This is a genomic window from Cytobacillus sp. BC1816, from assembly GCF_051353635.1.
Classification (GTDB): Bacteria; Bacillota; Bacilli; order Bacillales; family Cytobacillaceae; genus Cytobacillus; species Cytobacillus oceanisediminis_C.
The window spans coordinates 3,219,039-3,244,305 of sequence record NZ_CP195611.1; the positions used below are offsets into that span (position 1 = coordinate 3,219,039).

The following is a 25,267-nucleotide window of genomic DNA, read 5'->3' on the forward strand; positions in this document are numbered from 1 at the left end:
CCTCCTAAATTTTTGAAAGTGATGCTTCTTTTATAAATAAATCCCTTGGGAGCTGTGCGAATGTTTCGCATCCCGTTTCAGTTACCCTGAATGATTCACTTGCTTCGAAACCGTATTGATCAAGCCAGATGCCCGGGATCAAATGAAATGTCATATTGGGCTGAAGGATGGTTTTATCTCCTTTGCGGATGCTCGCTGTATGCTCACCCCAATCTGGAGGATAGTTCAGACCCATGGAATATCCAAGACGCGATTCCTTTATAATTCCGCTTTTTTCAATCGATTTTTTCCATGCTTCCTCAATTTCCTCGCAGGCAATCCCTGGCTTAATCATATCCAAACAAGCGTTCAAGCCTTCGACAACCACTTCCGAAAGTGCTTTGATTTCTTCGGGGGGCTTGCCGATATGAACAGTTCTGGCAAGTGGGGAATGGTAGCGTTTAAAGCATCCGGCCAGCTCCAGGATCACAAGCTCGCCTGATTTATAACGCCGGTCCGTCCACGTTAAGTGCGGTGTGGAAGTTCTTTCTCCAGATGGGAGAAGAGGCATGATTGCCGGGTAATCCCCCCCGAATTCATCCGTGCCTGTTATTTGTGTATGAAAGATTTTCGCTGCCACATCACATTCCCGTACACCTTCATTCACCAGCTCAATTCCTGCTGCCATTGTGTTCTCCACAATTTTGGCTGCTCTCTTCATATACTCGATCTCTGTATCGGACTTTATAATGCGGACCCAGTTGACTAGCAGGGATGCATCCCGGAAACTAGCATTTGGAAGTCCTTTTTTCAGCTGCTCATAGCATTTTGCAGTGAAATAATAGTTATCCATCTCAACACCAATGAAACGATTTTGCTGTCCAATTTGCTTTAAGATTTCTGCCACAAAATCCATTGGATGTTTGGTTTCAGATTGTACATAATCGTCAGGGTAGGGAATAATATTTTCATGATAAAGCCATGTCGTTACCTTGGCTCCATTTGCATCCTGCCCTCTGCCAATCCAGATCGGCTGTTCCTCATCAATGATGATGACAAGCATTTGATGCACGTAGAAGGACCATCCGTCGTAACCGGATAAATAATTCATATTAGCGGGATCGGTAATAAGCAATACTTCAATCCCTTCTGCTGCCATTCTTTCCTTTGTTTTCAAGATTCTCTTTTTATACTCTGCTGTTCCAAATGACATGTTGGCGCTCCCTCCTACCAAACCAGTATAAAATTTTCAGGAATTTAGTTTGTAGGTTCATTATAGTGTCAGGGTAAGAAATCTATCATCCGCAAAGTTGTATGAAAATTCAAACTTTATTTTAGTCAAATTATCGAAAAATATAGAATTGTATAACTTTAAAGCCTTAATAAGAACTATTTTCCTAAAATAGATGGATGATCAAAAACGGATGATGATTTAGGTTTGTAATTGATTGGAGCGGATCGTTCGTGATTCTCCTGTCCAAGGGAGACCAATAGCGGCAGAAAGGCTGTGAAGGGCAGGGCCGAGGTTTGTGAAGTTAAAAAGAAAAAAACTGCGGAAAAACCCATAAAGGATTTAGCCGCAGTTCTTGTTCTTTCATAGTATTAATCTTGGCCTGCCATAACGGCATGTTCTCCTATTTTCCAAATTTTTATGCTCAAGTCCAAAAGGAATAAATCATCCGGATCAATAAGAGATAAACCAGTCAAAGCTTCAATCTTCCTTAGCCGGTACAGAAGGGACTGCCGGTGAAGATTTAGCGATCTCGCTGTTTGACTTACATTCCCATGAAATTGATTATAGGCGATGAACGTGCCAATCAAATCCATGTGCCGCTGCTCGTCATATTGTACAAGAGGTTCAATTGTTGACATAATGATTTCTTCCATTTCTTTATTGTCGGCCAAATTTAATAGTACCCTGTCCACTCTTGTTTGCTCATACAACATTCGCTGCCCGGAACCCTTTTTTCGCCGCCCGATGCGTAAAGCTGTGCCAGCATGACGGAAGCTTTCCCCAAATCCTGAAATGCCTTCAAACGCATTGCCGATGCCCCAGGATATGACCACTTCAGGAAGCAGATTTCCGAGGCGCCGTTCTACAAGATCAAGGAAATTTGTAGCGTTTTCATTTTCCTTTACCCCAGGGGTTTCCAGGAAAATGACAAGCTGGTCACCCTGATAGGTCATCAGTATGTCCTTTTTAAGAGACTGGGCGGCATAGTAGATTTCTTCTTCAATATATTGAATCATGCTTTCAAGCCAATGTTCATAGGAATCATAGTCCTGCTTGCGCTTTTGGAATAATATTTCCATATTTTCCGGATACCCGACAATACACACATATGAGAGTTTAAGATTATATCCCAGCAATTTTGCCCGTGAATCGGCTTGTTCAAGTGATAGGAATTCGCCCTTAGAAAGCTCATGTACAAAATCGCTGCGAAGGCGCATTTTTGTCTCTTCAATGGCATTTCTCCTTGAAAGCCAAAGAGCAATCGTCGTGGCAGTATGCTCTAACACGTTAACCCGAAAGAGAGTGAGAAAGGATTCGATTGATTCGGAACTAGGAACCAATACAAAAATATAGCCTTGTGGATTGTCGGCTACCTGGAGCACCGGAATTTGAAAAACAATCTGGTTTTCTATTTTAATCATTTGGAACTTCTGAAACATAGGGTCCCCTTTTAAGAGAGTGTTTTCTGCCCTTGATGGAAGAATTCCTTGCAGGATATATTTTTTCCACTCCTTTATAAAGGATTGTGTGTGGATGCTTTTTTCATGAAGGGTGCCGGATCGGTCTGTAATGACAATCGGATACCCGATATGCTTTTCAACGAATTTTGAGATTTCCTTCAGATCTGTATCCTTTAGAATGAGCTGAAGAAGCTCCTGCTGAACCTTTTCTGATTTTTTACGCTCTTTATATTCGATGTCATTAATCTCTTTCATGACCGATTCGATAATACTGGAAAAACGGATTTCCCATGGTATTTCAATAATAATAAAATTATTCTTTTTGGCCAGTTCTATGACCTCAGTGGGAATATCGAAAATGTATCTTCCCAAAGCGACCATCAGAGCGGAAGCGTCGGAGTCGATCACATCCTGAACAAACCTTTGGAAAGTTTCAGCATCCTCCCCGCAGCCAATCCCCGTCGTCAATACCGCTTCATTTTTTCGGACAAAGTTTTCCACCGGCATTTCGATGGCTGAAATCCATTGGATATAACGTTTTTCAGCATATTCCTTTCCGGTAACAATCTTGGCACTATTGAGAATCTTGTATTTTAGTACATCTTTAACTGTTAATCTCATGTTGGCTCCCCTCTAAACACCTTAAGATTAATAAGATAGAAGACTTTTATTATAGGAAACCATATTCAGATAGCAACGTCCACTATTAATTTTACGTTCTTCCAATTTATATTTTATCCATATAACAATTTCATTTTATTTCCATATTAACGAGAACGATACTGTATTATAGCCTAAGCTTTAATTAAGCTTTATTGATTGCTGAGGACCTAACTGAGAAGAACTTCAGCTGTACTTATATTCATAAATTCATCTTTCGGTCACTCCTTCATCTGAATAAATGTAATACCATCCATTTCGGCAGTTTTATCATTCACTCTCTTCATTACTGATTGCATAATCTTGAATTATCCGATGAATGACAGAAAGATCCACATTATGTCCGCTGATGATGACCGCAACGTCCCCCTCCTGCCGGGGAATTTTCCCTCCTAAAACCGCTGCAACTCCAGTAGCTGCCGCCCCCTCCATAATCATTCTGTGCTTATCTATCATAAAAGCCATGCTGTATGCAATCTCCTCTTCAGGAATCAGATAAATGTTATCCATGTATCCTTGAACCATACGAAAGGTGTAGCTGTTATCCAGACCGATTCCACCCAGCAAGCTGTCTGCAAGAGTCTCAGTCTCTTCAAGCAATACCGGTTTCCCTGCTTTTAAACTCTCATACATTACAGCGGATTTTTCCATACAAACACCTGAAACCCTAATCCCCCTGTCATTTGATTTTACTGCGAGCCCAATCCCTGAAAGAAGCCCACCGCCTGAAAGAGGAACAATCACATCTGTTACATTCGGAAGTTCCTCCAAAATTTCCAAACCAATCGTTCCCTGTCCGGCAATCACGTGGGGATCATCGAACGGCTGAATCACAGTCAGCCCATCCATCCTCTCCAGCTCATAGCATCGTTCGCCGGCGGCATCCTGGCTGTCACCGTAGATTTTTATTTTGGCTCCCAGTCTTTTTAATGAATCGACCTTAGCTTTCGGGACACGGTTTGATAAGCATACAACTGCCTCAATTCCAAGCTTTTTTGCCACATACGCAACAGCCATACCATGGTTCCCTGTTGAATAGGTAGCGATTCCCCGTTCTCTCGCTTCGGGACTTAAACTCAAAATTTTATTCGCTGCCCCTCTGACTTTAAAGGCGCCAATTTCATGAATATTCTCCAGCTTCAAAAAAACCCTCCGGCCCATTTTTTCAGACAGGATAGCCGATTGAATCAATGGTGTCTTATATACCAGGGAAGAAATTCGTTTCTTTGCCTCCCAAATATCGCGGATGGAAATATCTATTCTTTCCTTTACAGGTCTTGAATGCATCATGTTCCCCTCCATAAAAGAATTTCCTTGTCCTAATAGTAGTTCGATATTTCAGAAAATTCAATTGTCCAAAGTGCTAATAAAAAGGGGAATTTTTTCATACAAATTTTATAACACGATTGGAAAATAGTTTATGGCCCTAAAAAAACGATAACCCTCTTTTTTTCTCCCGTTAACTAAATGGACTATTGTTTTAATTTCCTCCAAAGTTTCGTTTTACTTATTCCTAGTTTTTTGGCAGCTGTTTCCTTATCCCCGTTACAATGGTTTAAAATAGTTCTTATGTAATCACTCTCCACCCCAGGCCTGAAATTCTCTACGACGATGTCACATGAGCGCACTAATTCCTTGATAATTCTCTGGCCCTCTTCAGATTTTAAATTGATTGTAATGGATTTTTTATTGCGTGACTGAACCTTCCACCAAAGTGAGCTTCCTTTATAGATGTGTCTCCATTTTCTAATGGGATCTCCCTTTCCCGGCGGTTCGACTTTTATGACCTCTGCACCGAACTCAGCAAGCATTCTCGTTGTGAATGGCCCGGCTATTAACTGACCCATCTCTAACACCTTCAACCCAGATAACGGCTTTTCAAATTTCATTCAATTACCTCCTTGTACCTGTTACACTTATATCTTGCAAAAATTGTGCCAATACAACCAGCCAGGAAAAATGACGACTTTTCAACTTGATCGCCTGATGGTATTTCAAATTTGAAATATTTTAGTTTCGATTTTGAACTGCCATGAATTTAAAGAAGATGGCCAACTCGACTTGGAAAGGTTCAGAAATTTCCTAAATGATAACCTCGTAGAGGTCTGCAATTCTCTATTATTGCATAATTCCCCTCAAAAAATCAAAAAAGGATTCGGAATGAGACTATTCCGAACCCTTTTGGTCTTCAAACTGAAGCTACAAATATGGTCGCTTCTTTTTTTACTACACATGCTTCAAATAGCTTTCTTTCATTTGAATTAATGTTTCATCGGCAGGCTGGCTCCAGATTTGATCATTGAAAATTTCCACTTCAATGGGCCCGGAGTAGCCTGTTTTCTCTACAGCCTTGCGGATGCGGCTGATTTCAATGACACCGTCACCCATCATGCCCCGCCCCTTTAGCATATCAGGTGTAGGAACCAGCCAATCGGAAACATGGAAGCCCAGGATTCGGCCTTTGGCCCGGCTGATCTGGTTATATAAATCCGGATCCCACCAAACATGAAAGACATCGACAACGACTCCGACCTGTTCAGGCCGGTATGCTTCTGCAAGAGTGTTAGCCAGATCCATTGAAACGACCACCGACCGTTCCGCCGCATACATAGGGTGCAGCGGCTCGATTCCTAATTTCACCCCATGCGATTCCGCGAAAGGAATCAGCTGGGCGATTCCTTCCTCGACCATTTGCCGGGCAGACACAATGTCCCTGTCAGGGGACGGCCCGCAGACCAGAACGAGAACATCCGTCCCCAGCTCGGCCGCTTCTTCCACCGCTCTTTTATTATCGTCAATTCTTTTTTGCCGCTCAGATGCATTTCCAGCCGGGAACATGCCGCCTCGGCATAGACTGGAAACCTTTAATCCCGCATCCTTGATCAGCCGCTTGCTTGTGCTTAAGCCCAACTCCTCTACCTTATGCCTCCAGGGGGCGATCCAGGGAACCTCCGCCCGTGCACACCCTTCGATGGCTTCTTTTAAATTCCATTGCTCTGTCGTAATTTGATTCAGACTTAGACGCTCATAATTTTCCACTAGAATACTCCTCCTGACGAATCCCGGCTACATTCAATACCAGCTTCATTCTTTCTGCAGCAAGCTCAGGGTCTGACAGCAGTCCGGCCTGGTCTGCCAATACAAACAGTTCCGACAGATGCACGATGGACCTTGCACTCTCAGCCCCGCCAATCATGCGGAAATGGGATTGGTGCCCGTTCAGATAGGCCATGAAGACGATCCCGGTTTTATAGGAATAAGTTGGCGCCTGGAATATATGGCGTGACAGCGGGACTGTATTTTCCAATAATGCATGATAGGAGTCATAGTCATGATCATCCAGAGCATGCAGGGCTGCAGCTGCCGCTGGAGCGATGGCGTCAAAAATCCCCAGCAAAGCATGGCTGTATCCGTGCTCGTCCCCTTTAATCAATTCAGGATAATTGAAATCATCTCCGGTATACATTTTTACACCTGGAGGCAGAAGCCTGCGCATTTCAATTTCACGGGAAGCATCTAGAAGAGAGATTTTAATTCCGTCGACTTTGTCTTTGTTATCCCAAATGACATTCAGACAGACTTCCATTGCATCATCCAGATTCTTATAGCCCCAGTACCCTTTTAAGGATGGATCGAACATATCGCCAAGCCAGTGAAGGATAACCGGCTTAGAGACCTGTCTTAGAATATTGGCATAAATCCTCTCATAATCCTCAGGGCCTTGCGCACAATCTGCCAGGGCCCTGCTTGCCATCAGGATGATCTGCGAGTTATGCTGTTCCACAAATTCGCATTGCTCCTCATAGGCAGCCTGAACATCCGATAAGGTGACGGAAGGACCAGGGAGCAGCTGATCTGTCCCGGCTCCGCATGCTATCCTGCCGCCTGCTGCTTTTGCCTCCGCCGCCGACCGGCGAATGAGCTCCTTTGCGTGCTCCCAATTAAGACCCATTCCGCGCTGAGCCGTATCCATTGCCTCCGCCACCGAGAGCCCCATAGACCATAGATGTCTTCTGTATGCTAAGGTGTTTTCCCAGTCGATCTTTGACCTTAAAACGGGATCGGAATCTGCAAGAGGATCACAAACCACATGTGCAGCTGAAAAGGCGATCCTGCTTTTGAAAGGGCCTTCCGGCAGGATGAAAGCTTTATGATTCCCAGCGTGATATTCATATGAATTGCCGTTTTTATCCGGCAGAGTTAACTGCTTCACCATTCTTTCTCACCTCCAGGCTTAATTCCGGTACATCAATCCAGCGCCGCTCCTCCCACGATTTAAGCCCTAGTTCAGCCAGCTGAGTTCCTTTGGCACCTTCGAGCAAATCCCAAGGAAACGGTTCGCCGGCTGCAATGTGTTTCAAGAACAGCTCCCACTGGATCTTAAAGCCATTATCAAAAACCTGGTTATCCGGGACTGTTTGCCATTGTTCTGTAAATGCAAAAGGATTCTCAATGTCAGGATTCCAAACAGGCTTTGGTGTATTGATGCGATGCTGAATCTTACATTCTCTTAAACCAGCTACAGCGCTCCCATGTGTGCCATCTACTTGAATTGTTAATAAGTCTTCCCGATTAACTCGGACAGTCCAGGAAGAATTCACCTGTGCAACAATGCCTCCTTCTAGTTCAAATGTTGCATATGCTGCATCATCTGCCGTGCACATGTACGTATTTCCATTTTCATCGACCCTTTTGGGAATATGGGTTTTACCCAGGCAGGAAACAGATTCCACATTTCCAAATAAGTTATCTAGGACATATCGCCAATGGGCGAACATATCAACAATAATCCCGCCGCCATCTTCCTTGCGGTAATTCCAGGATGGCCTCTGTCCAGCCTGCCAATCGCCTTCAAATACCCAATAGCCAAATTCCATCTGAACGGAGAGGATTTTGCCGAAGAACCCTGAATCTATCAGTCTCTTTAATTTTAATAGACCCGGCAGGAATAATTTATCCTGCACAACCCCATTTTTCACGCCAGCCCCGTAAGCCAGCTTGGCAAGTTCAATAGATTCTTCTAAGCTTGTGGCAGTTGGTTTTTCACAGTAAATGTGCTTTCCGGCTTCTATTGCTTTCCGAATCGCATCTGCCCTTCGGACGGTGGTTTGAGAATCAAAATAGATCACATTATGCGGATCAGCCAGACACTCATCAAGGTCTGTGCTCCATCGGCTTATGTTGTGCTTTTCAGCAAGCAATTGCAGTTTATCTTTGTTTCTTCCTACAAGGATGGGGTCCGGCATAATGACATCACCATTCGCCAGCTCCACCCCGCCTTGCTCGCGGATTGCCACAATGGATCTCACTAAATGCTGATTGGTTCCCATCCTTCCCGTCACACCGTTCATGATAATTCCAATATTTTTAACTGCCATAACTCTTTTCCTCCTTTTGACTTTAGAGCCAAGTAATTTGTTGTTTAGCTTACTTTTATTCTAAAAATTTTTGAAAGGATTATCTCATCCATATCGGAAGGCTTTTTGCAATATCGGAGATAAGAGGGAAAGTCTATTAAATGTATGGCACAAAAAAAACACCCCTTCCTTTTGGAAGAGGCGGAAATGAAGAGATTACTGGTAAACAAAGTCTGCTAAATAAAGTGAAAGCTGCGGCACATACGTAATAACCATTAATGCTGCAATCAGCACGAAAATAAACGGCATCGTTCCCCGTGTGACACCAGCCAGCGACATTTTGCTGACCCCTGAAGCCACAAAAAGATTCAATCCAAATGGCGGAGTTAACATCCCGATTGCCAAATTGATAATCATAATGACACCGAAATGAATTGGATCTATTCCCATTTCAAGAACCACAGGCAGGAATAGCGGGACAAGAATCAGGACTGCTGCACTGGAATCCATAAACATTCCCACAATCAGCAGGATGATATTGACCAGAATTAAAAATACAATAAGATTTGAGGCATACTCTATTAATGTTCCTGCAACGGCTGATGGAATTTGTTCATATGTCAAATACCAGCTGAATACCTTTGAAGCAGAAATGACCAGCATAATCATGGCAGAAGTCACAATGGATCTTTTTGTAACAGCAAATAATTCCTTCATAGTCAGTTCCTTATAGATGAAAAAGCCGACGATCATACTGTATACTATCGCGACCGCTGCGGCTTCTGTCGGGGTGAATACACCAAAGTAAATCCCGCCAAGAACAATAACTGGCATCAAAATCCCCCAGATGGCAGAAACCGTTGTTTTCCATAATTCCTTGCCAGTTGGCCGTGCATCTGGCTTATGCCCTTGTTTTTTAGCAATAATATAACCGACAGTCATAAGGACCAGTCCGATAAAGATTCCCGGAATGACTCCGGCTATAAACAATTTGCCGATTGAAACCTCGGCAACAGATCCATAGACTAAAAACGTTATACTTGGAGGGATAATGATTCCGAGCGACCCGGATGCACACATCAAGCCAACCGAGAACTTTTCAGAAAAACGCGCCTCCTTTAGGGAAGGAATCATAATGCCACCAATCGCAGCAACCGTTGCAGGGCTTGAACCTGATAGTGCAGCAAAAAACATGGACGATAGCACCCCTGCAATTGGCAGGCCTCCTGTTGTCCATCCGACCCATTTCTTTGTGAAATCTATTAATCTTTTGGATGTTCCCCCTGCCAGCATTAAATCTCCTGCAAAGACAAAGAACGGAATGGCCATCAGTGAAAAGGAATCTACTCCAGAAAACATGGTCCTTGCCAATGTATCCATCCCGACATTGCTTTGAAGGATGACGACAATCGTACTTAACGCAATGGAAATTGCAATGGGGACCCCCAATAAAAGCAGAAGCAGAAAGATGATTAATAGCATCATAGTTTTGGTGCCTCCTCTATTGGAGGAATAATGGTTTGATTTACTGAACGCAAGCTTTTCACATCCTGAACTGCCAGCTGAAGAAAACGAATCATCATCAGGGTTGCCCCAACAGGGAGAGCCAAATATGGGATATACATCGGCATTCCTGTGGACGGAGTCACACTGCCGAATTCAATAACACTGGAAACGATCCCGCTTCCCGACCAAATTAAAAAGATGCAAAAAACGATGGAAATCAGATTGGCTATCATTGAAAAGATTTTTTTCCCCTTATCAGGCAAATACGTAACAAGGGCGTCCATAGTGGCATGCGCTTTTTCCCTGACGGCAATACTGCTTCCTATAAAGACAAACCACACTATTAAGTATCTGGCCACCTCCTCTGACCAGGACAGCGAATAATTGAAAACATATCTTAGCACCACCTGAGCGAACACAAGCAAGGAAGTAAAAATCAGGGAAACAACTCCGGTATATTCCTCGAAATAGTTCAAAATATGGTTGATTTTCTGCATAAAACTCCCTCCTTCTCGAAAAAGAGACGGCTATCAGCCGTCCTTAAATGTATTTTTAAACATGCTATTGCACTTCTTTAATTGCATCCAGTACTTCCTGCCCGCCTTCCACTTTCTTAAAGTCTTCATAAACTTCACTTGTAGCCTCAATAAATGCCTCTTTATCTGATTCTGTCAGTTCGGTAATTTCAATCCCTGATTCCTTTAATGTTTTCATATAGGCTTCTTCATCCGCAGCAGATTGTTCCCATTGCCAATCCGTTACCTCAGCAGACACTTCATCAACAGCTTTCTGAAGATCTGCAGGAAGCTTCTGATAGAACTGCTCGCTCATTAATAATGGATAAGCCATATAACCGTGACTGCTTAACGTTAAATAATCCTGGACTTCATGAAATTTCTTGCTGACGATATTGCTTAAAGGATTTTCCTGCCCATCAACCGTTTTGGTTTGAAGAGCTGTATATAACTCCGCAAAGTCAATGGAAACCCCGCCGGCGCCCATCGCCTGGAACTGGGAAATTAAGAGCGGGCTTTGGGAAACACGCATCTTCAGGCCATCCAGATCATCCGGCTTTTGAATTGTATGCTTTGAATTCGTCAGATGCTTGAATCCTCCGTCCCAATATCCCAAGGCACGAAGCCCTTGTTTCTCCAGGTGCTGGTTGAAAATTTCACCTACTTTTCCATTTACAGCGCTTTTAACATGGTCACGATCTTTAAATAAATAGGGCAGGTCAAACACTTCAAATTGTTTAACAAAGGCAGGCAGCACGCCAGTAAAAGGAGCGTTCATTTGAATGGTTCCAGACTGCATTTGCTCTGTGATTTCCCGGTCAGCTCCCAATTGGGAATCCGGGAAGACTTCCACTTTAATTTGGCCGTCTGTCCGCTCTTCCAATAGCTCTTTAAACTTCTCGGCAGCTTTGCCCTTTGCTGTTGAAGCGCTTACAACATGTGCAAATTTTATAACATATTCCTCTTTTTCTTCAGCCTTGCCGCTTCCCTCTGTTGCTGCTGAATTTCCACAGCCAGCTGTAATCATAGCAAGCATCAAAATACAAATTGAAAATAATCCCCATTTTCTTTTCATGTCCCTTTGGCCCTCCTAAGTAAAATATTTTTCTCTCTTGTTTACTATTTTGAATTTTCTTTCAACTATTGTCTTATGAGATTGAGAGAAAAATTCTTAATTTTGGAGATAGGCCATTAGGAAACGGTATCTGAAACATCTGAAGCTGACTGAGAGGACAAGCGGAATTTATTCGGTGAAATCCCCACCAGATTTCTGAAAGTACGATAAAAGGTTGATAATGTTTCATATCCAACCTCAAAGCAAATGGATACGATATCCTGGTCAGATTGGAGCAGCAATTCCTTTGCATGGTTAATCCTTACTTTCTGGAGATATTGCAGGGGGGTATCATTAAACTTCCTTTTAAAAATATCATTCATGTATCTTGTTGAGATTCCGAACACAGCAGACAAGCTTTCTGCCGTGATATTAGTGAAATAATGCCTTTCTATGTATTCCTTCATTTGTATGGATCGAATATCATTCGCATCCTGGACAAATGAAAAATTCTGCTGACGCAGGAGGTGAATGATGATTTCAATCAGATACACAGGCATGGACAGCTTTCCAAATAAGTCCCCATTTTTTTGTTCATACAGCATTTTTCGAATTAACGGCCGAATTTCACTTGCCGTATACAAATCAAGTTCGAAATGGCGGGCGCTTTTCTGAACTAAAGAAAGCAATTCATTTTGCAGGGTAATTTTCAACAAAGGTACTGAAAATGCCAGAACCAAAACAGTCATTTTAGTAGTCGCTTTTATAGAGTGAACACAGTTTGGAGTTATCAGCACTACCTTGTCTTTAGAAAAATTATAAGCCTTGCCATCAAGGGTAATCTCCCCTTCTCCTTCAAGCGCATAGAGAATTTGAAAATGATCATGATAATGTTCAGCTACAAACTTGCCTCTGAGATGCTTGCTTTCATACAAATTAATTCCTGTTTCCGGAAAATCAAATCTTCTGTAAAGCTTTTTGTCCATGAGGGCCTCCTTATAAAACGAGTAAATTTCTGATGATATTTAATATTCTATATATTAAAAGGTTACCCTTTAATAAATTTCTGTGCAGCAAAATGATATAAGGCTGCTGTTAATGAATTTTCCATTCAAAAACAGCAGCCTTAATTATATTTAATATGAATTTTATGGAACGTGTAACTATTCTTTATCATCCTAATAGAATCATTCTATTGTTGAAAAACTGATCCCGCCAGAGAATTTCCGATATAGTCTTATATTTGATTATTAGCCGGCAATAAGATCTATTAAATATACAATCAATAAAATTATTACTCCACCTAGCTAATTAAATTCCCCCTCAGCCATGGACGGGCCCGGTAGAAGCCGATCGGGATTTGGATAAGGCTTGTTTTTCCCTGTGATTCCATTCTGTAAATTTCATCACACATTTTCGCATCAAACCCGAGAAGCGGATGCCCCCCCATCCCAAGAGCTGTCGCGGCTAAAAGCAGCCGCTGCACTAGCATTCCCGCTTCCATCTGCTGGATGCGATAACCTCTGTAGCCCATTGCTGTTTTATGGAAATCTTTATCCCCTGCTACATGAAAGCAGAGCGGGACTTGAAACAGATTCACATTGCCTGCCGGCATTCCGTTTTGAAGCGCCATTCGATGGTCTCCGGGATTAAGCTCCCTAAGTGAATGAGCATCGCTGTCGTAATAATAAGCTCCATCCGGAATCCCTTCGACATTATTCAAACACATATATAGAGTTACACGTGACGCGCGCTTATCAAGTGCCATATCTAAGTCGTTTCGATACAAGCAGGATGCGGCCGCAACCTGAAGCAGTGCAGCAAGCTGCTCCCGGCTAATCTTTCCCAAAACGAAATCCATGTCCGGTGAAAATCGCTCCCGGCTGACTGACGCCAAATCATACGATATTCTTTTTACGTGAGGAAGAGCCAGAGGCCGGCCCTCACAATTGGTTTCATAAGGCATGATTTGACGAAACGATTTGGCTGATTCCTGCATGGACGCTTTATTGATGCCGGTTAACATCGGAAATTCTTTCACTTTGATTGATCTGACCCAGGAATTATTCTGAATCGCTGTTACTTCCCCGCACAATTCGGAGGCAGCCATTCCCTCCCTGCAGCTTCTGTTCGCAGCCCAGCTGGTCGGTTCAACTGACAGCGGGATAACGGCATATACGCTCTCCTCCTGATCAGACAGTCCAAGAAGATGGTTAAGGGCACGATCAAGAAACTGGAAGTAAACTCCCGCTGCAAAACCAAACTTCTTTGTAACCTCCAATAACTGTCCCATCACAGCACCCGCGTCCAAGCCCTGCAGACGATAAGCAAAGTTATTGTATTTAAAGTAATTTTTCCAGAACATGGTCGTCACAAACACAGTCCCAAAACAAGATGAAACATCACAGCGATTGCCTAGAGCGCGATCTATATATGAATCGAAATTACCCTTGCGCAGCAGAACCAGGCGGTGGTGAAGCACATCATAGTGGTAGATCCCCTCCGGCACGTCATCCAATTTCAGGTACATGTATAGTTCGTTAGGATACAGCGCTCCGCCAGAAGGTACAGACCGCCGAAACGACTGCATAAACCCATCCTCCTCTTCATTGGAACCAATTGGAGAGACAGATTGGCTTAACTGATTAAGGCCGAATGTGTACCAAAGAAAATGACCCATTCTCCTGAGGTCAGGCTTTGCAGGTGACTCCATTTCTTTACAGGAAAGGGGAACCTCCAGTGACAGGGGAACAACTGGCAAGCCCCGGTAAAGCTTATAGGCAAGCGGCGCATCTTCCCAATCCACTTCCCAATCTGACGGGCTTATTTGGTCAATATCAAAATGCAAATTGTGCAGAAAGGTATCTAGATTCATCCTTTTTACCTCCCAGTCATGCTTATGGAAATGGGTGGGGATGTGGATTAAGCTGTTCAACTGTAAGTGGTTCTTTTACATATCCAAGTTCCATCGGGACCTTTAGCACCCTCTCAAGCCCTGTTACACGTGTCAGATGGTGTCCAAATGTCATTGACAGCATACCCGGAATAAGTACTTTGACACAATGCAATCCGCTCCGCTGTATTTCCGGTGTCGTCTGATCCACCACTATTACATCAAGATTTTTCCGGTGCAATGCCTGAAGAAGGTCCTGCAGATCATCTGTCAGATCTTCATGTTTCCTCTCCCGCTTGAACTCCTCGGAAAACGTTTGGAGCGGACGATTTTCATCCAGTAAAAACTTTAGGCGTTTTTCCGCTTGCGGCAAACCGTAAAGCATCCCATGATCATCCATTTTCCCGACGAGGGAAGAATCCTGCAGCATTCGCAAAAATTCCTCCTTGTTTTCTTCGAGTTTTTCGTCCAGTGTCCCCATCATTCCAGCTAACTCATGAACTGCGCTTTTTACCGCCCGGACCGGGTCAAGATGGGCTCCGGCGGCACAAATGATATTCAATCCTTTTTTCCTCCTGTTTTTCGCCATCGCCCAAACACTTGGAATTCCATGCTCCATGGTCGCGTTATACAGATGCAGATCATATCCCGCCACTGTCCTTACCCGTTCAATCATCAGCTGTAATTCCGGGTCATTGGAGGAATATGGATCAAGACGCGGAAGGGACAGCTGCCCGTACCAGGTCATCAGGAATGAATCACGCTCCACCACTTCTAAAATACCGTAAAGAATCGCTTCTTCCAGGCTGCCGCCCAGTGCGCATCCGTTTGATGTTTCATAGACAAATCCATTCCCGCAGCCCAAGCTGTAATAAGCAAGCAGCTCAGGAACCAAAATCGGGCGCTCCTGCAAGAACGAATAACCCCATACCCAATTCATCGGGATATCAGGATTAAATTTTTTAAAAGGAAAGTGCGGACGCGCATATTGCTCATCCGCATGCACACCTACTTTCACAGGATTAAGAGCCTGATCTTCCAGGTTGCGGAAACTGTCATAGACTGATGTCCTCTTACCACGGGGCGATATGCCGCAGGAACGCTCAAGCCCCTCCAAAATGGCTGTCAGCTCGCTCACCTTATAGGAATGAGTGCGGCCTGCCACACCTTCGTCCCCTCTAAACATTGGAAGGTTTACGACTACATCCGCAAAAGGCGGCGTAAAATCATACATTTTACCATTTAATAAACCAGTCCTCGGATCCAGATAATTTTTGACGAGCGTTTGATCTAACTCTTCCAATGAGCGGCAGCGATAACTGTCTGCGCTTATTTTCGGACTTGGCTTAATGGTAATTCTTGCAGCTTCCTGTGAATCTTCAGGCAGGGAGCTGCACACTGGGCACATTGAATCCGGCAGAATGAAGTGGCAAGTGCTTTTAAGTGTTTTCAGGCTGACCAAATACATTCGCCCTTCCAGGTCTGCTAAGCTGCCCTCCAGAACCCTCTGCACCTCTGATAGAAGCAGGTAGGACATCTGTAAAAGTCCCGTGCTCGATGCCCATGCGTCACGCATTAATCCGCTGCTCCCTTCGACTCTCTGCTGCAGCTCCCACATTTCCTCCCGGTCACGACCTGCCAGAAGTTTTCGATTGTCCGCACACTGTGAGCATCCCGGCGCAGACGGGTGAACGAATGGGCCAATTACACCCTCTCCAAATGATACAAAGCCCCTCAGCCAGGGAATGCCTGATGTTCGTGACACCTCCTCCGCCTTTTTATGAACTGAAGGCATCCAGGTATCGTGCACCACCAGAATCAAGTCAGTCCCAGCCGGCAGTTCAGGCTCAAAATTCATATGACGAATTACCTTATATTCAGCGGGCAGTTCCCTGCATACGCTGTCCGCCAGCAGTCCTTCTCCGACAACTACCACGACAGCACTCACAAAGGTTCCTCCTCTCGTATGAACACCCCAAACACCCCTGCCAGACTATTTTTCAAAAATGGTTCGAACGAAAATTCACAGACTAAGAGCCGCTTGCTGTTTTCCTCCAGCACCCTTCTTGCAGACAGCAAAAGCTGTGATTGTTCTTTCTCTTCACATGGAGGAATGACTAGACTTTGAGGCTCCTTTTCTTCCAAAAGCACCGATGATGCCTCCACTGCAGTTCCCTTATGTCCCCCCATTTGGTTTTGCACCTGTATTATCGCATGCTGCAGCGCTTTTCTCAGAGCTAATGTTATATTAAAGCCAACACTGCCAAACCAGCGATCGTTCGTGCCGACCCAGACCACAGGGAAGCCGGATACTTCCTCCCCCTGGCAGATTTTCGGTGCTCCCTGCATCGTTGTCAATGCGTCCAAATAGAATCTGCAGCGTTCATCTTCTACTGCACTCAAATGCAGCGGAGAAATTGTTTTCTGAACCGCTTGACGCTTAGCCAGTTTCTCTTCCAAACACTTATCCAGCCCGCGTAAAACACCCTCTGCAAATGTTTCCCCTGCTCCAATTCCAGCATCATTTAAATCTAAGATATTACCATTTATTTCGCAATTTGGAGGAAGTTCAAACTGGCCAGCCATCCGCGACACATACGCTTCAATTCCGGTCAAACCCGCTTCCCTGCGTGCCTCGTCATGTCTCAAATCTGTACAGATTATATTTGGCAGGAGATCTGCCGGGCCCTTTGACAACGGGTCTGCTGGCTGTACACTGCACTGTGCCAACGGAAGCTGCTTTAAATCCCCTTCCTCCCATGTATGAAAAATCCCGGATTCTTTGGAAGTTAATTGGCTGAAAAAAAGAAACAAACTGTCAGTCTTGTTTATTCCGGAACTCTGTCCCATCCTCTGATCAACATCTTTTATCCAACCCACAGCTGTATTTCCAGTCAGTATCGGATGAGGCAGGCAGGAATGCCAATTTCCTTCAAGCGTCTCCAGATTCAGCAGGAAAAACTGATTTCTCTGTTCAGCACTGATTAATCCGGTAACCTCTTTAAACAGTTCAAACACAATCAAATTAGCCAGCATGGCTCCTGCCGTGGGGGAGGTGGTGTGCAATTGCTTGTCTTCGCAAAACGCGGATTGATGGACTCTATGCCAGGCAGACTCCCAGCAGACTTCTGATTCCGGATGCACGAGGGGGCCTGCCATACCAGCTTGTTTGTAGATAGTAGCAGGAAGAAATATCTTCTTCTTTTTCCGGCAAGCGCCATGTATAACCTGCAGTTCCTCTACATTCCCTGATTCCGAAACATATAAAATGGAATCATATGGCTGGATCAATTCCTCCCAGGAACAATCTTCCTCACTCTCGCGGGTTGCCTCCTCTGCAGAAATATCGGGGTCTGTTTGCCGGGCATGTGCAATAATCTCCTTCAGACGCTTTGTATTCGTCGATTCAGGGTCTGTAATGACCATATGAACTTTAGGCAATCCGGACTCAATCAGCGAAGAAACCAGCGAAACAAATAAAGGGCCAGAACCTGCTGCCAGCACGTTTGCCTGCCGGTAGGACTGAAAACGGTATGCACCCGAATCACCGAGGCTTTCCAAAAATTCGATTTGAGAAGCATACTTTTTAAGAACATGATCTTCCAATTGATGAGGATGGTCCTCGCTTACGTCCCGTACAAAGCCATTGCGGTACAGCACTTCTGCAATTTCAAACACCCGATCCCTATGCGGGCCCGGCAAGCCGGCCGTCAATACCTCCAGCGAATGCTCGCCATTAAACATTGGCAACAGCTTTTGAACCCACTGATCGATCATACTGCCTTCCATGCGGAAGGAGCTTACATTATTCCGAAAATACACACCTTTGGCTGGATCAGGGATAAAAAACGTATCCCTTTTTACCTTCAGCCTCACAGAAGGGGTCAAATTTTTCATTTCGCTCCTCCTTACCCGTAAACTATGCCTATTTATGAAACATACTTTCCCTATCATTCTATGTATTGGGATTTGTCTCATATGTCTGACCTTCAAGAGAAAATCCCCTGCAAAGTGCAGGGGATTTCCTTTTGCTATCCAGCCGGGATTGTATTATAGATTCATGGTTATTAACCACCGCAGCGACCGCCGCACCTAAAACAGTTAGAGCATCGGAAACAGTTAGAGCATCGGAAACAATTAAAACAGTTAAAACAGTTGAAGCAGGTAAAGAAAAAGCAGCTAAAGCCAAAACCAAAACCAGCGCATAACCGGCTCTGATCAGTATAGATCTGGTTTTGATCCCAAGGAACTGCCTCGTTCGCATGGAAATCACCAACATTTAACATTTGAAGATCTCTTTGAAAATCATTCATGTTCATACCTCCGTAAATATTTTTAAGCTGTGTCAGCAGCAAAGGGCAATCATGAAGAACAGCAGAAATCAATCGTAATTTTTTGAATTCATCCATTCTCCTAATACTCTCCTCATCAAAATATGTGCCTGGATGGGGTATTGTTACTGAATCAAACACCCAGATTTATTGGATTACATTTAACCATGCAGAAAGGAAAAAGGTTCATGGCATTAATAGCACTACATAGAACATTTCTGGGCAATACTAAATAAGTAATGGCATTCTTAATGGAGGGCAGAAATTTGAATCACACCTGGCTATCTCTCATACCATTTATAATCGTAATCGGAATGTCCATCTGGCTAAAAAACATCCTGCCAGGCTTAGTAGTCGGCATTCTCCTTGGTTCCATCATTGTTTCAGCTGATTTGCTGACAGGTACGGAGCAATCAGTCGCTTATATCGTGACAACCCTTTCGGATGAAACAAACATCAAGATTGTCGGGTTTTTATATTTGTTTGGCGGCCTTGTGGGGATGATGAATATCGCAGGAGGCATTAAGGGGTTTTCGGAATGGGCCGGGAGGCGGATCCAGTCTGAACGCGGTCTTCTTGTGTTCATCTGGATCACCCTCCCTTTCACCTTCATGATGCCGATGTTTCGGATAATGATGATTGGGCCTATTATTAAATCCTTAATCAAAAAGATGAACCTGTCCAAGCAAAAAGTGGGCATGACTTTGGATATTTCAACCGAATCAGTCATCGTGCTGCTTCCGGTTGCAACGGCATTTGTGGGCTTCATGGTGTCATTGGTTGAAGGCGGGATCAACGGGCTGAACCTGGATATGTCGGCATATGAGATTTTTTTATTAAGTATTTTGTTTAACTTTTACGCGATCATTATGCTGCTGATTGGAATCATTCAAACATTTTGGCGACGGAAAAAGACGGGAGAGCAAAATGGGGAGACCCAAACCGATTTGGAGGAAATAGAGCATGAGTTCCACCGGATGGGAATTAAAAAGGAATTATCACTTGTAAAAGCCCAGCCATGGCATTTGATTTTCCCGGTGGTTTTATTGCTTGCCTTTTCTTTGTTCCTATTATGGCAGGATGGCCTGGCACAGGGCGCAAATACAATATTCGAGGCTTTTTCCATGGCAGATGCAACATTTGTGATGCTGCTAGCTGTTTTTATTACCCTCGTTTTAACCTTTATTTTTTACATAATCAGACGGGAGAAAATGAACGAAATTCTTTATCATTTTTATGATGGAGGCAATCAGATGATGGAGGCGATCAGCCTTCTTATCCTGATTTGGGCGCTGACACTGGCGGCGGAGGATCTTGGGTTCTCCGACTTTATCGGGAGCTCACTCGGGAGCTTTCTGCCTGCCTTCCTTACTCCAGCGGCCATCTTTGTGCTCGGTTCTGTGGTGGGCTACTTTATTGGAAGCTCGTGGGGAACCTGGGGATTATTCATGCCGCTTGGAATTACCCTGGCGGTTTCGACTGGCGCCTCCATTCCGCTTACCGTTGGAGCCGTATTCGCAAGCGGGGCATTCGGAGCGTTAACTTCACCTCTTGGAGATACGACCATTACCACTGCATCGATCTTAGATATGGACCTTGTGGATTATGCACGGTATAAATTGAAGGTTTCAGCGATTGGCGGCGTGATTGCAGCTGGGCTATTCATTGCAAGCGGGTTTTTCATTTCCTAAAAAGTTCGTCACTTCTGATTGTGTGCAGCAGTCCCTTTTCTTCTTATGTACATAGTGATTCATGCAGATGAATATACTGCAATGAATCCTATTGCAAAGGGGCGGAGAGATGACTTGGAAGAAAGAGCCGGAATTAACGAATGATCAAATGCTGAATGTGATTCATCACGGCCTTCGAAAGACACAGTCGCCAAAGCATATCATCATTATTGGTGCAGGTATGGCTGGTCTGGTGGCAGGTTCTTTATTAAAGGAATCCGGACATAAGATCACCATTCTGGAGGCAAATGACAGAATAGGCGGACGAGTATATACCATGCGCTCCCCCTTCAGCAAAGGATTATTCTTTAACGCTGGTCCAATGAGGATACCTCATATCCATTCGCTGACCTTGTCCTATATCAAAAAATTCAGGCTCCCTATAAATGTTTTTATAAACCGTACTCCAATGGATCTTCTTTACGCAAATGGCATTAAAACACGGCTTGAGGTGTATGAACGCTATCCAGGCATATTAAATTTCCCCATTCATCCAAATGAGAGAGGCAAATCGGCTGAAGAGCTTCTGCTGACAGCGGTACAGCCTTTTATTGACTTTATCAGCAAAGACCCTGCAAAAAATTGGGCCATTTTGGAAAGCCAATATAAAAAATACTCTTTTGGCTATATATTAAACCTTTATTTTTCAGCTGGTGCGATTGACATGATTGGTGTACTGCTGGATTTAGAGGCATTTATGGGAATGTCTTTTACTGAAGTTTTACGTGAGTTAGTCATTTTCACTTCTCCAGGAACTTACTATGAAATAACAGGCGGAATGGACCGATTGCCAAAGGCTTTCCTCCCTCAATTGAAAAATGATATTCATCTCCATCAAAAAATGACTGGAATCATTCAGGACACAAACAGCGTATCCATTCAATTAACCCATCAGCAGACCAATGAGCATTCCACCATAACAGGAGACCTTGCCATTGTCACAATCCCCTTTTCAGTTATGAGATTTGTGAATATCGAACCCTTTCAATCATTTTCCTATTTCAAGCGGAGAGCTATTCGGGAGCTTAATTATATGGCAGCAACCAAAATTGCCATTGAATTTAAGTCCCGGTTTTGGGAGATGGCAGGTCAGCCGGGCGGCAAAACCATTACAGACCAGCCGATTCGATTTTCCTATCTTCCAAGTCATGGGATTGGCACAAGCGGCCCTGCCATTCTTATTGCCAGCTATACCTGGGCGGATGAGGCTCACACATGGGATAGCCAGCCCGAGGAAAAGCGTATTCAATATGCACTTAAAAACCTGGCGGATATTTACGGTAATATCGTTTATAGCCAATTTGCTGCAGGAGCTTCATTCAGCTGGGCACTGAATCCTTACTCTAGCGGCGGATTTTCATTCTTTGAGCCCGGACAGGAAACCGAATTGTTTCCCGATATTGTTTCACCGGAGGGGCGTGTCCATTTTGCCGGAGAGCATACATCCAAAACCCGGACATGGATTCAAGGGGCAATCGAATCCGGTATACGAGCTGCATATGAGGTAAATGATTTGCCTAATAGGTATTTTTCTAGTACATGATGTAATGGCAGATTAGAAAACTACTTCTGCTTAGAGTTTCAAAGTTATGAGCGAAATTTCGGTTTTATCGGCGAAGTTTTAAAGTTATGAGCGAATTCGAAGTTTTATAGGCGAAATTCTAAAGTTATAAGCAAAATCGCAGTTTTATCGGCTGAATTCCAAAGTTATGAGCGAATTCGCTGATTTATCGGCGATATTCAAAAGTTATGAGCGATTCAGCCGTTTTATCGGCAAATTCCAAAGTAATGGATGAATTCGCTGTTTTATCGGCGGAATTCCAAAGTTATGGGCGAAACCGGCTGTTTTATCGGCGATATTCCAAAGTTATGAGCGAATTCGCTGTTTTATCGGCGAAATTCCAAAGTTATGAGCGAATTCGGCAGTTTTATCGGCGATATTCCAAAATTATGAGCGAATTCGGCAGTTTTATCGGCGATATTCCATAGTTATGAGCGAATTCGCTGTTTTATCGGCGATATTCCATAGTTATGAGCGAAACCGGCAGTTTTATCGGCGAAATTCCATAGTTATGAGCGAAATCGGCAGTTTTATCGGCGATATTCCAAAGTTATGAGCGAATTCGAAGTTTTATCGGCGAAATTCCAAAGTTATGAGCGAATTCGCTGTTTTATCGGAAATTCCAAAGCCATGAGCGAAACCTCTGTTTTTTCGGCGACAGATTACCAAATTAGTCGGTCAGATTATTGGCCAGTATTCGTTAAGAAAGGAAGAAAAAGCGATCTCTCCATAAATGGAGGATCGCCTACATACAATTATTCCTGCTTTCTATTTCTAATCTCCTTTTGAACTTTTCTTAGCGCCTTTTTCGATCCTCTCTCCAGATCATGCTGCAGCTTCCGGTCATGGTAACCGGTAAATAAGGTATTCATATCATAGCCTTCTGGATAAAGCTCGCTTGCTTTAATGTCTAATTCAACCCGCTTGCTGTTTACTTCCACTATTTCATCTTTATAAAACAGCTTGATGTTATTAAATTTATCTATTGGCTCATAGACAATGGCATAATCATCCTGGCTGATCCATTTTACCCGGTCACCGACTTCAAAATGATATTCTTCTATGATCTGCTTCACTTCAATTACTGGCTTCTTTATTTTGTTCTCTCTTACTGCTTGCATATTATAATCCTTGTTTTCAATATACATTTGTGCACGCTTCAGGACAGGTTCGCGGATATTCATCTTTCTGGAAATCCAAAGCGCATTGCTCTCTCCTGATTCACCTACTAAGAGCTTATACATCGGTTTCAATTCCGAACTGTCGAATAACATGGCAGCATTCATAAAATCATCATGCATTTCAGAATAACGTTTAATCTCACCGTAGTGAGTAGTGGCAACCGTTATGCATCCCATATGATAAAACTCTTCTAGAATGGCAATAGCTAAAGCGGCACCTTCATTCGGCTCTGTTCCGCTGCCGATCTCATCGAATAAAAGCAGCGTATTATTGGTGGAAGCACTCATGATCTCTGAAATGTTCTTCATATGGGAAGAAAACGTGCTTAGGGCGTTCTCTATGCTTTGATTATCGCCAATATCAACATATACATGATCAAAGATGGCGATTTCACTTCCCGGTTTCGCCATAATATGAAACCCTGACATGACAGCCAGCGTAAGGATTCCGATTGTCTTTAATACGACGGTTTTCCCGCCCGCATTTGGGCCTGTTATGACTAAGCTTCTATAATCTTTCCCGATTTCAAAATCCAGCGGGACAATGTTTCCTTCTAATAATGGGTGCTTGCTGCTTACTAATTTGATATATCCATGATTATTAATCTCCGGTTCAATGGCGTCCGTACTTTTGCTGTACTTCGCTTTCGCAAAAATCATGTCGTACTGGCTAATGCATTCAATATTGATTCGGATCTCATGAATGGATTCAAGAATCGCTCCGGAAAGCGTGGCTAATATTTGATATTCCTCTACCGACTCCTCCGATTTTAGCATTGCCAATTCAACATTGAGCTTTGAAACTGCATCAGGCTCTATGAAAACAGTCGACCCTTTTGAGGATGTTTCGATTACTGTTCCGGCTACCTGATTTTTAAAGGATGCTTTAATCGGAATCGTAAAACGGTCATCCTTTTTGCTGATATAGAATTCTTGAATGTACTCCTTATTTGCTCCGCTGCGCAAAAACTTATTCAATCGTTCTTCGATTTTCCCTTCTGTTTTCGCCATGTGATTTCTGATTCGTTTGAGCTCTTTGCTGGCACCAGAGTCAACCATGTTTCCCTTAATCGCATATAAGATCTCTTCTTCAATATTTCTAAATTCAGTCATAGATAGCGCATAAGTGTACAGGACTGGCGCAAAAAATTCTTTATCAGCCATAAACTTTTTGATTTTCCTGCAGCCTCTTAAAAAATCTGATACAGCATTTAACTCTGATGGAGTTAATATGATGCCTTTTTCCAATTTTTCAATATGGCTTGTGATATTGGAAATGCCGGTTAATGGCAGATGCTTTTCGGCGTCCAGCAGCCTTCTGGCCTCGCTTGTTTCATTTAAGCGATTGCGGACGGCTTTCATATTCGTGCTCGGCTGTAACCGGTCGATTAATTCTTTCCCTAAACTGCTGACGCAATGCTGTTTCACTTTATTCTTCAATTCATGGTATTGTAATTTTTCAAAAGTCATTTTATTCATATTCTCTGCCTCATTCCAAATAAAATAGCCCGCAAAAGCCTTCCCCACCGCCAATTTGAATTGGGCAGAAAGCTTCCGCGGGCGTACTATTTCGAACAGGCATAAACAAACTAAACCCTAAAGCAGGCTTAATGTCTAAAGCTACACGAAAATATAGAAATGGAAGCAGTCTTATAGTAGGTATTCAAACAAGTTATGTTTGAAAAAAGGCATTCTTAATAACCTGGCTAAAACCAGAAAATAAACACCTTATTCAACTAATAACAATTAGTTGACACCTACTACCGACATACTTCACCACACCTTTTTGTATTATGAAATTAATGT

At 43.5% G+C, this 25,267-nt stretch carries 18 protein-coding genes; 2 read left to right on the top strand and 16 right to left on the bottom strand.

From position 1 onward, the window contains the following. Positions 1–4 precede the first annotated feature (4 nt). From ACR42H_RS16305 to ACR42H_RS16375, 15 genes are all read right to left on the bottom strand, one after another. Positions 5–1,192: a M24 family metallopeptidase gene (locus ACR42H_RS16305; RefSeq protein WP_436371895.1), complete on the bottom strand. Its 1,188-nt coding sequence runs from the start codon at positions 1,190–1,192 to the stop codon at positions 5–7. A gap of 389 nt (positions 1,193–1,581) precedes the next feature. Further along, entirely contained in the window at positions 1,582–3,294 is a 1,713-nt protein-coding gene (locus ACR42H_RS16310) for a PucR family transcriptional regulator (protein WP_436371897.1), read from the bottom strand. A 309-nt stretch (positions 3,295–3,603) separates the two neighbouring features. After that, positions 3,604–4,623: a hydroxyectoine utilization dehydratase EutB gene (gene eutB, locus ACR42H_RS16315; RefSeq protein ID WP_436371899.1), complete on the bottom strand. Its 1,020-nt coding sequence runs from the start codon at positions 4,621–4,623 to the stop codon at positions 3,604–3,606. Positions 4,624–4,805: 182 nt separating this feature from the next. Continuing rightward, on the bottom strand, positions 4,806–5,222 hold the full coding sequence (locus ACR42H_RS16320) for a CoA transferase (protein ID WP_436371901.1): 417 nt from the start codon (positions 5,220–5,222) through the stop codon (positions 4,806–4,808). A gap of 337 nt (positions 5,223–5,559) precedes the next feature. Beyond that, on the bottom strand, positions 5,560–6,372 hold the full coding sequence (locus ACR42H_RS16325) for a sugar phosphate isomerase/epimerase family protein (RefSeq protein ID WP_436371903.1): 813 nt from the start codon (positions 6,370–6,372) through the stop codon (positions 5,560–5,562). After that, on the bottom strand, positions 6,359–7,549 hold the full coding sequence (locus ACR42H_RS16330) for a dihydrodipicolinate synthase family protein (RefSeq protein WP_436371905.1): 1,191 nt from the start codon (positions 7,547–7,549) through the stop codon (positions 6,359–6,361). The genes ACR42H_RS16325 and ACR42H_RS16330 overlap by 14 nt, the downstream gene beginning before the upstream one ends. Next, on the bottom strand, positions 7,521–8,711 hold the full coding sequence (locus ACR42H_RS16335) for a Gfo/Idh/MocA family protein (RefSeq protein WP_436371907.1): 1,191 nt from the start codon (positions 8,709–8,711) through the stop codon (positions 7,521–7,523). The genes ACR42H_RS16330 and ACR42H_RS16335 overlap by 29 nt, the downstream gene beginning before the upstream one ends. Positions 8,712–8,906: 195 nt before the next feature. After that, complete coding sequence (locus ACR42H_RS16340; protein ID WP_436371909.1) at positions 8,907–10,175, bottom strand: TRAP transporter large permease; 1,269 nt, start codon at positions 10,173–10,175, stop codon at positions 8,907–8,909. Further along, positions 10,172–10,693, bottom strand: a complete 522-nt coding sequence (locus ACR42H_RS16345; protein ID WP_113881589.1) for a TRAP transporter small permease — start codon at positions 10,691–10,693, stop codon at positions 10,172–10,174. The genes ACR42H_RS16340 and ACR42H_RS16345 overlap by 4 nt, the downstream gene beginning before the upstream one ends. A gap of 64 nt (positions 10,694–10,757) precedes the next feature. Beyond that, positions 10,758–11,786 (bottom strand): TRAP transporter substrate-binding protein, encoded by a 1,029-nt coding sequence (locus ACR42H_RS16350; RefSeq protein WP_436371912.1) that lies wholly within the window; start codon positions 11,784–11,786, stop codon positions 10,758–10,760. A gap of 116 nt (positions 11,787–11,902) precedes the next feature. Beyond that, positions 11,903–12,751: a helix-turn-helix domain-containing protein gene (locus tag ACR42H_RS16355; RefSeq protein WP_436371914.1), complete on the bottom strand. Its 849-nt coding sequence runs from the start codon at positions 12,749–12,751 to the stop codon at positions 11,903–11,905. A 317-nt stretch (positions 12,752–13,068) separates the two neighbouring features. Further along, positions 13,069–14,640 (bottom strand): SagB family peptide dehydrogenase, encoded by a 1,572-nt coding sequence (locus tag ACR42H_RS16360; protein ID WP_436371916.1) that lies wholly within the window; start codon positions 14,638–14,640, stop codon positions 13,069–13,071. A 22-nt stretch (positions 14,641–14,662) separates the two neighbouring features. Next, positions 14,663–16,606: a TOMM precursor leader peptide-binding protein gene (locus ACR42H_RS16365; protein ID WP_436371918.1), complete on the bottom strand. Its 1,944-nt coding sequence runs from the start codon at positions 16,604–16,606 to the stop codon at positions 14,663–14,665. Beyond that, positions 16,603–18,555: a putative thiazole-containing bacteriocin maturation protein gene (locus tag ACR42H_RS16370; protein ID WP_436371920.1), complete on the bottom strand. Its 1,953-nt coding sequence runs from the start codon at positions 18,553–18,555 to the stop codon at positions 16,603–16,605. Before ACR42H_RS16370 ends, ACR42H_RS16365 begins: the two co-directional genes overlap by 4 nt. Before the next feature lie 170 nt (positions 18,556–18,725). Then, entirely contained in the window at positions 18,726–19,067 is a 342-nt protein-coding gene (locus tag ACR42H_RS16375) for a heterocycloanthracin/sonorensin family bacteriocin (protein ID WP_436371922.1), read from the bottom strand. Positions 19,068–19,255: 188 nt separating this feature from the next. On the opposite strand from ACR42H_RS16375, the gene ACR42H_RS16380 reads away from it, so the two are divergent. Both ACR42H_RS16380 and ACR42H_RS16385 read left to right on the top strand, forming a co-directional pair. Further along, a complete protein-coding gene (locus ACR42H_RS16380) occupies positions 19,256–20,680 on the top strand; it encodes a Na+/H+ antiporter NhaC family protein (protein ID WP_436371924.1) in 1,425 nt (474 codons plus the stop codon). 109 nt (positions 20,681–20,789) lie between these two features. Beyond that, positions 20,790–22,262 carry a flavin monoamine oxidase family protein gene (locus ACR42H_RS16385; RefSeq protein WP_436371926.1) on the top strand — a complete coding sequence of 491 codons (1,473 nt, stop codon included), beginning with the start codon at positions 20,790–20,792 and terminating at the stop codon, positions 22,260–22,262. Positions 22,263–23,035: 773 nt separating this feature from the next. Here ACR42H_RS16385 and ACR42H_RS16390 read toward each other — a convergent pair. Further along, positions 23,036–24,940: an endonuclease MutS2 gene (locus tag ACR42H_RS16390; RefSeq protein ID WP_436371928.1), complete on the bottom strand. Its 1,905-nt coding sequence runs from the start codon at positions 24,938–24,940 to the stop codon at positions 23,036–23,038. Between the last annotated feature and the right edge of the window lie 327 nt (positions 24,941–25,267).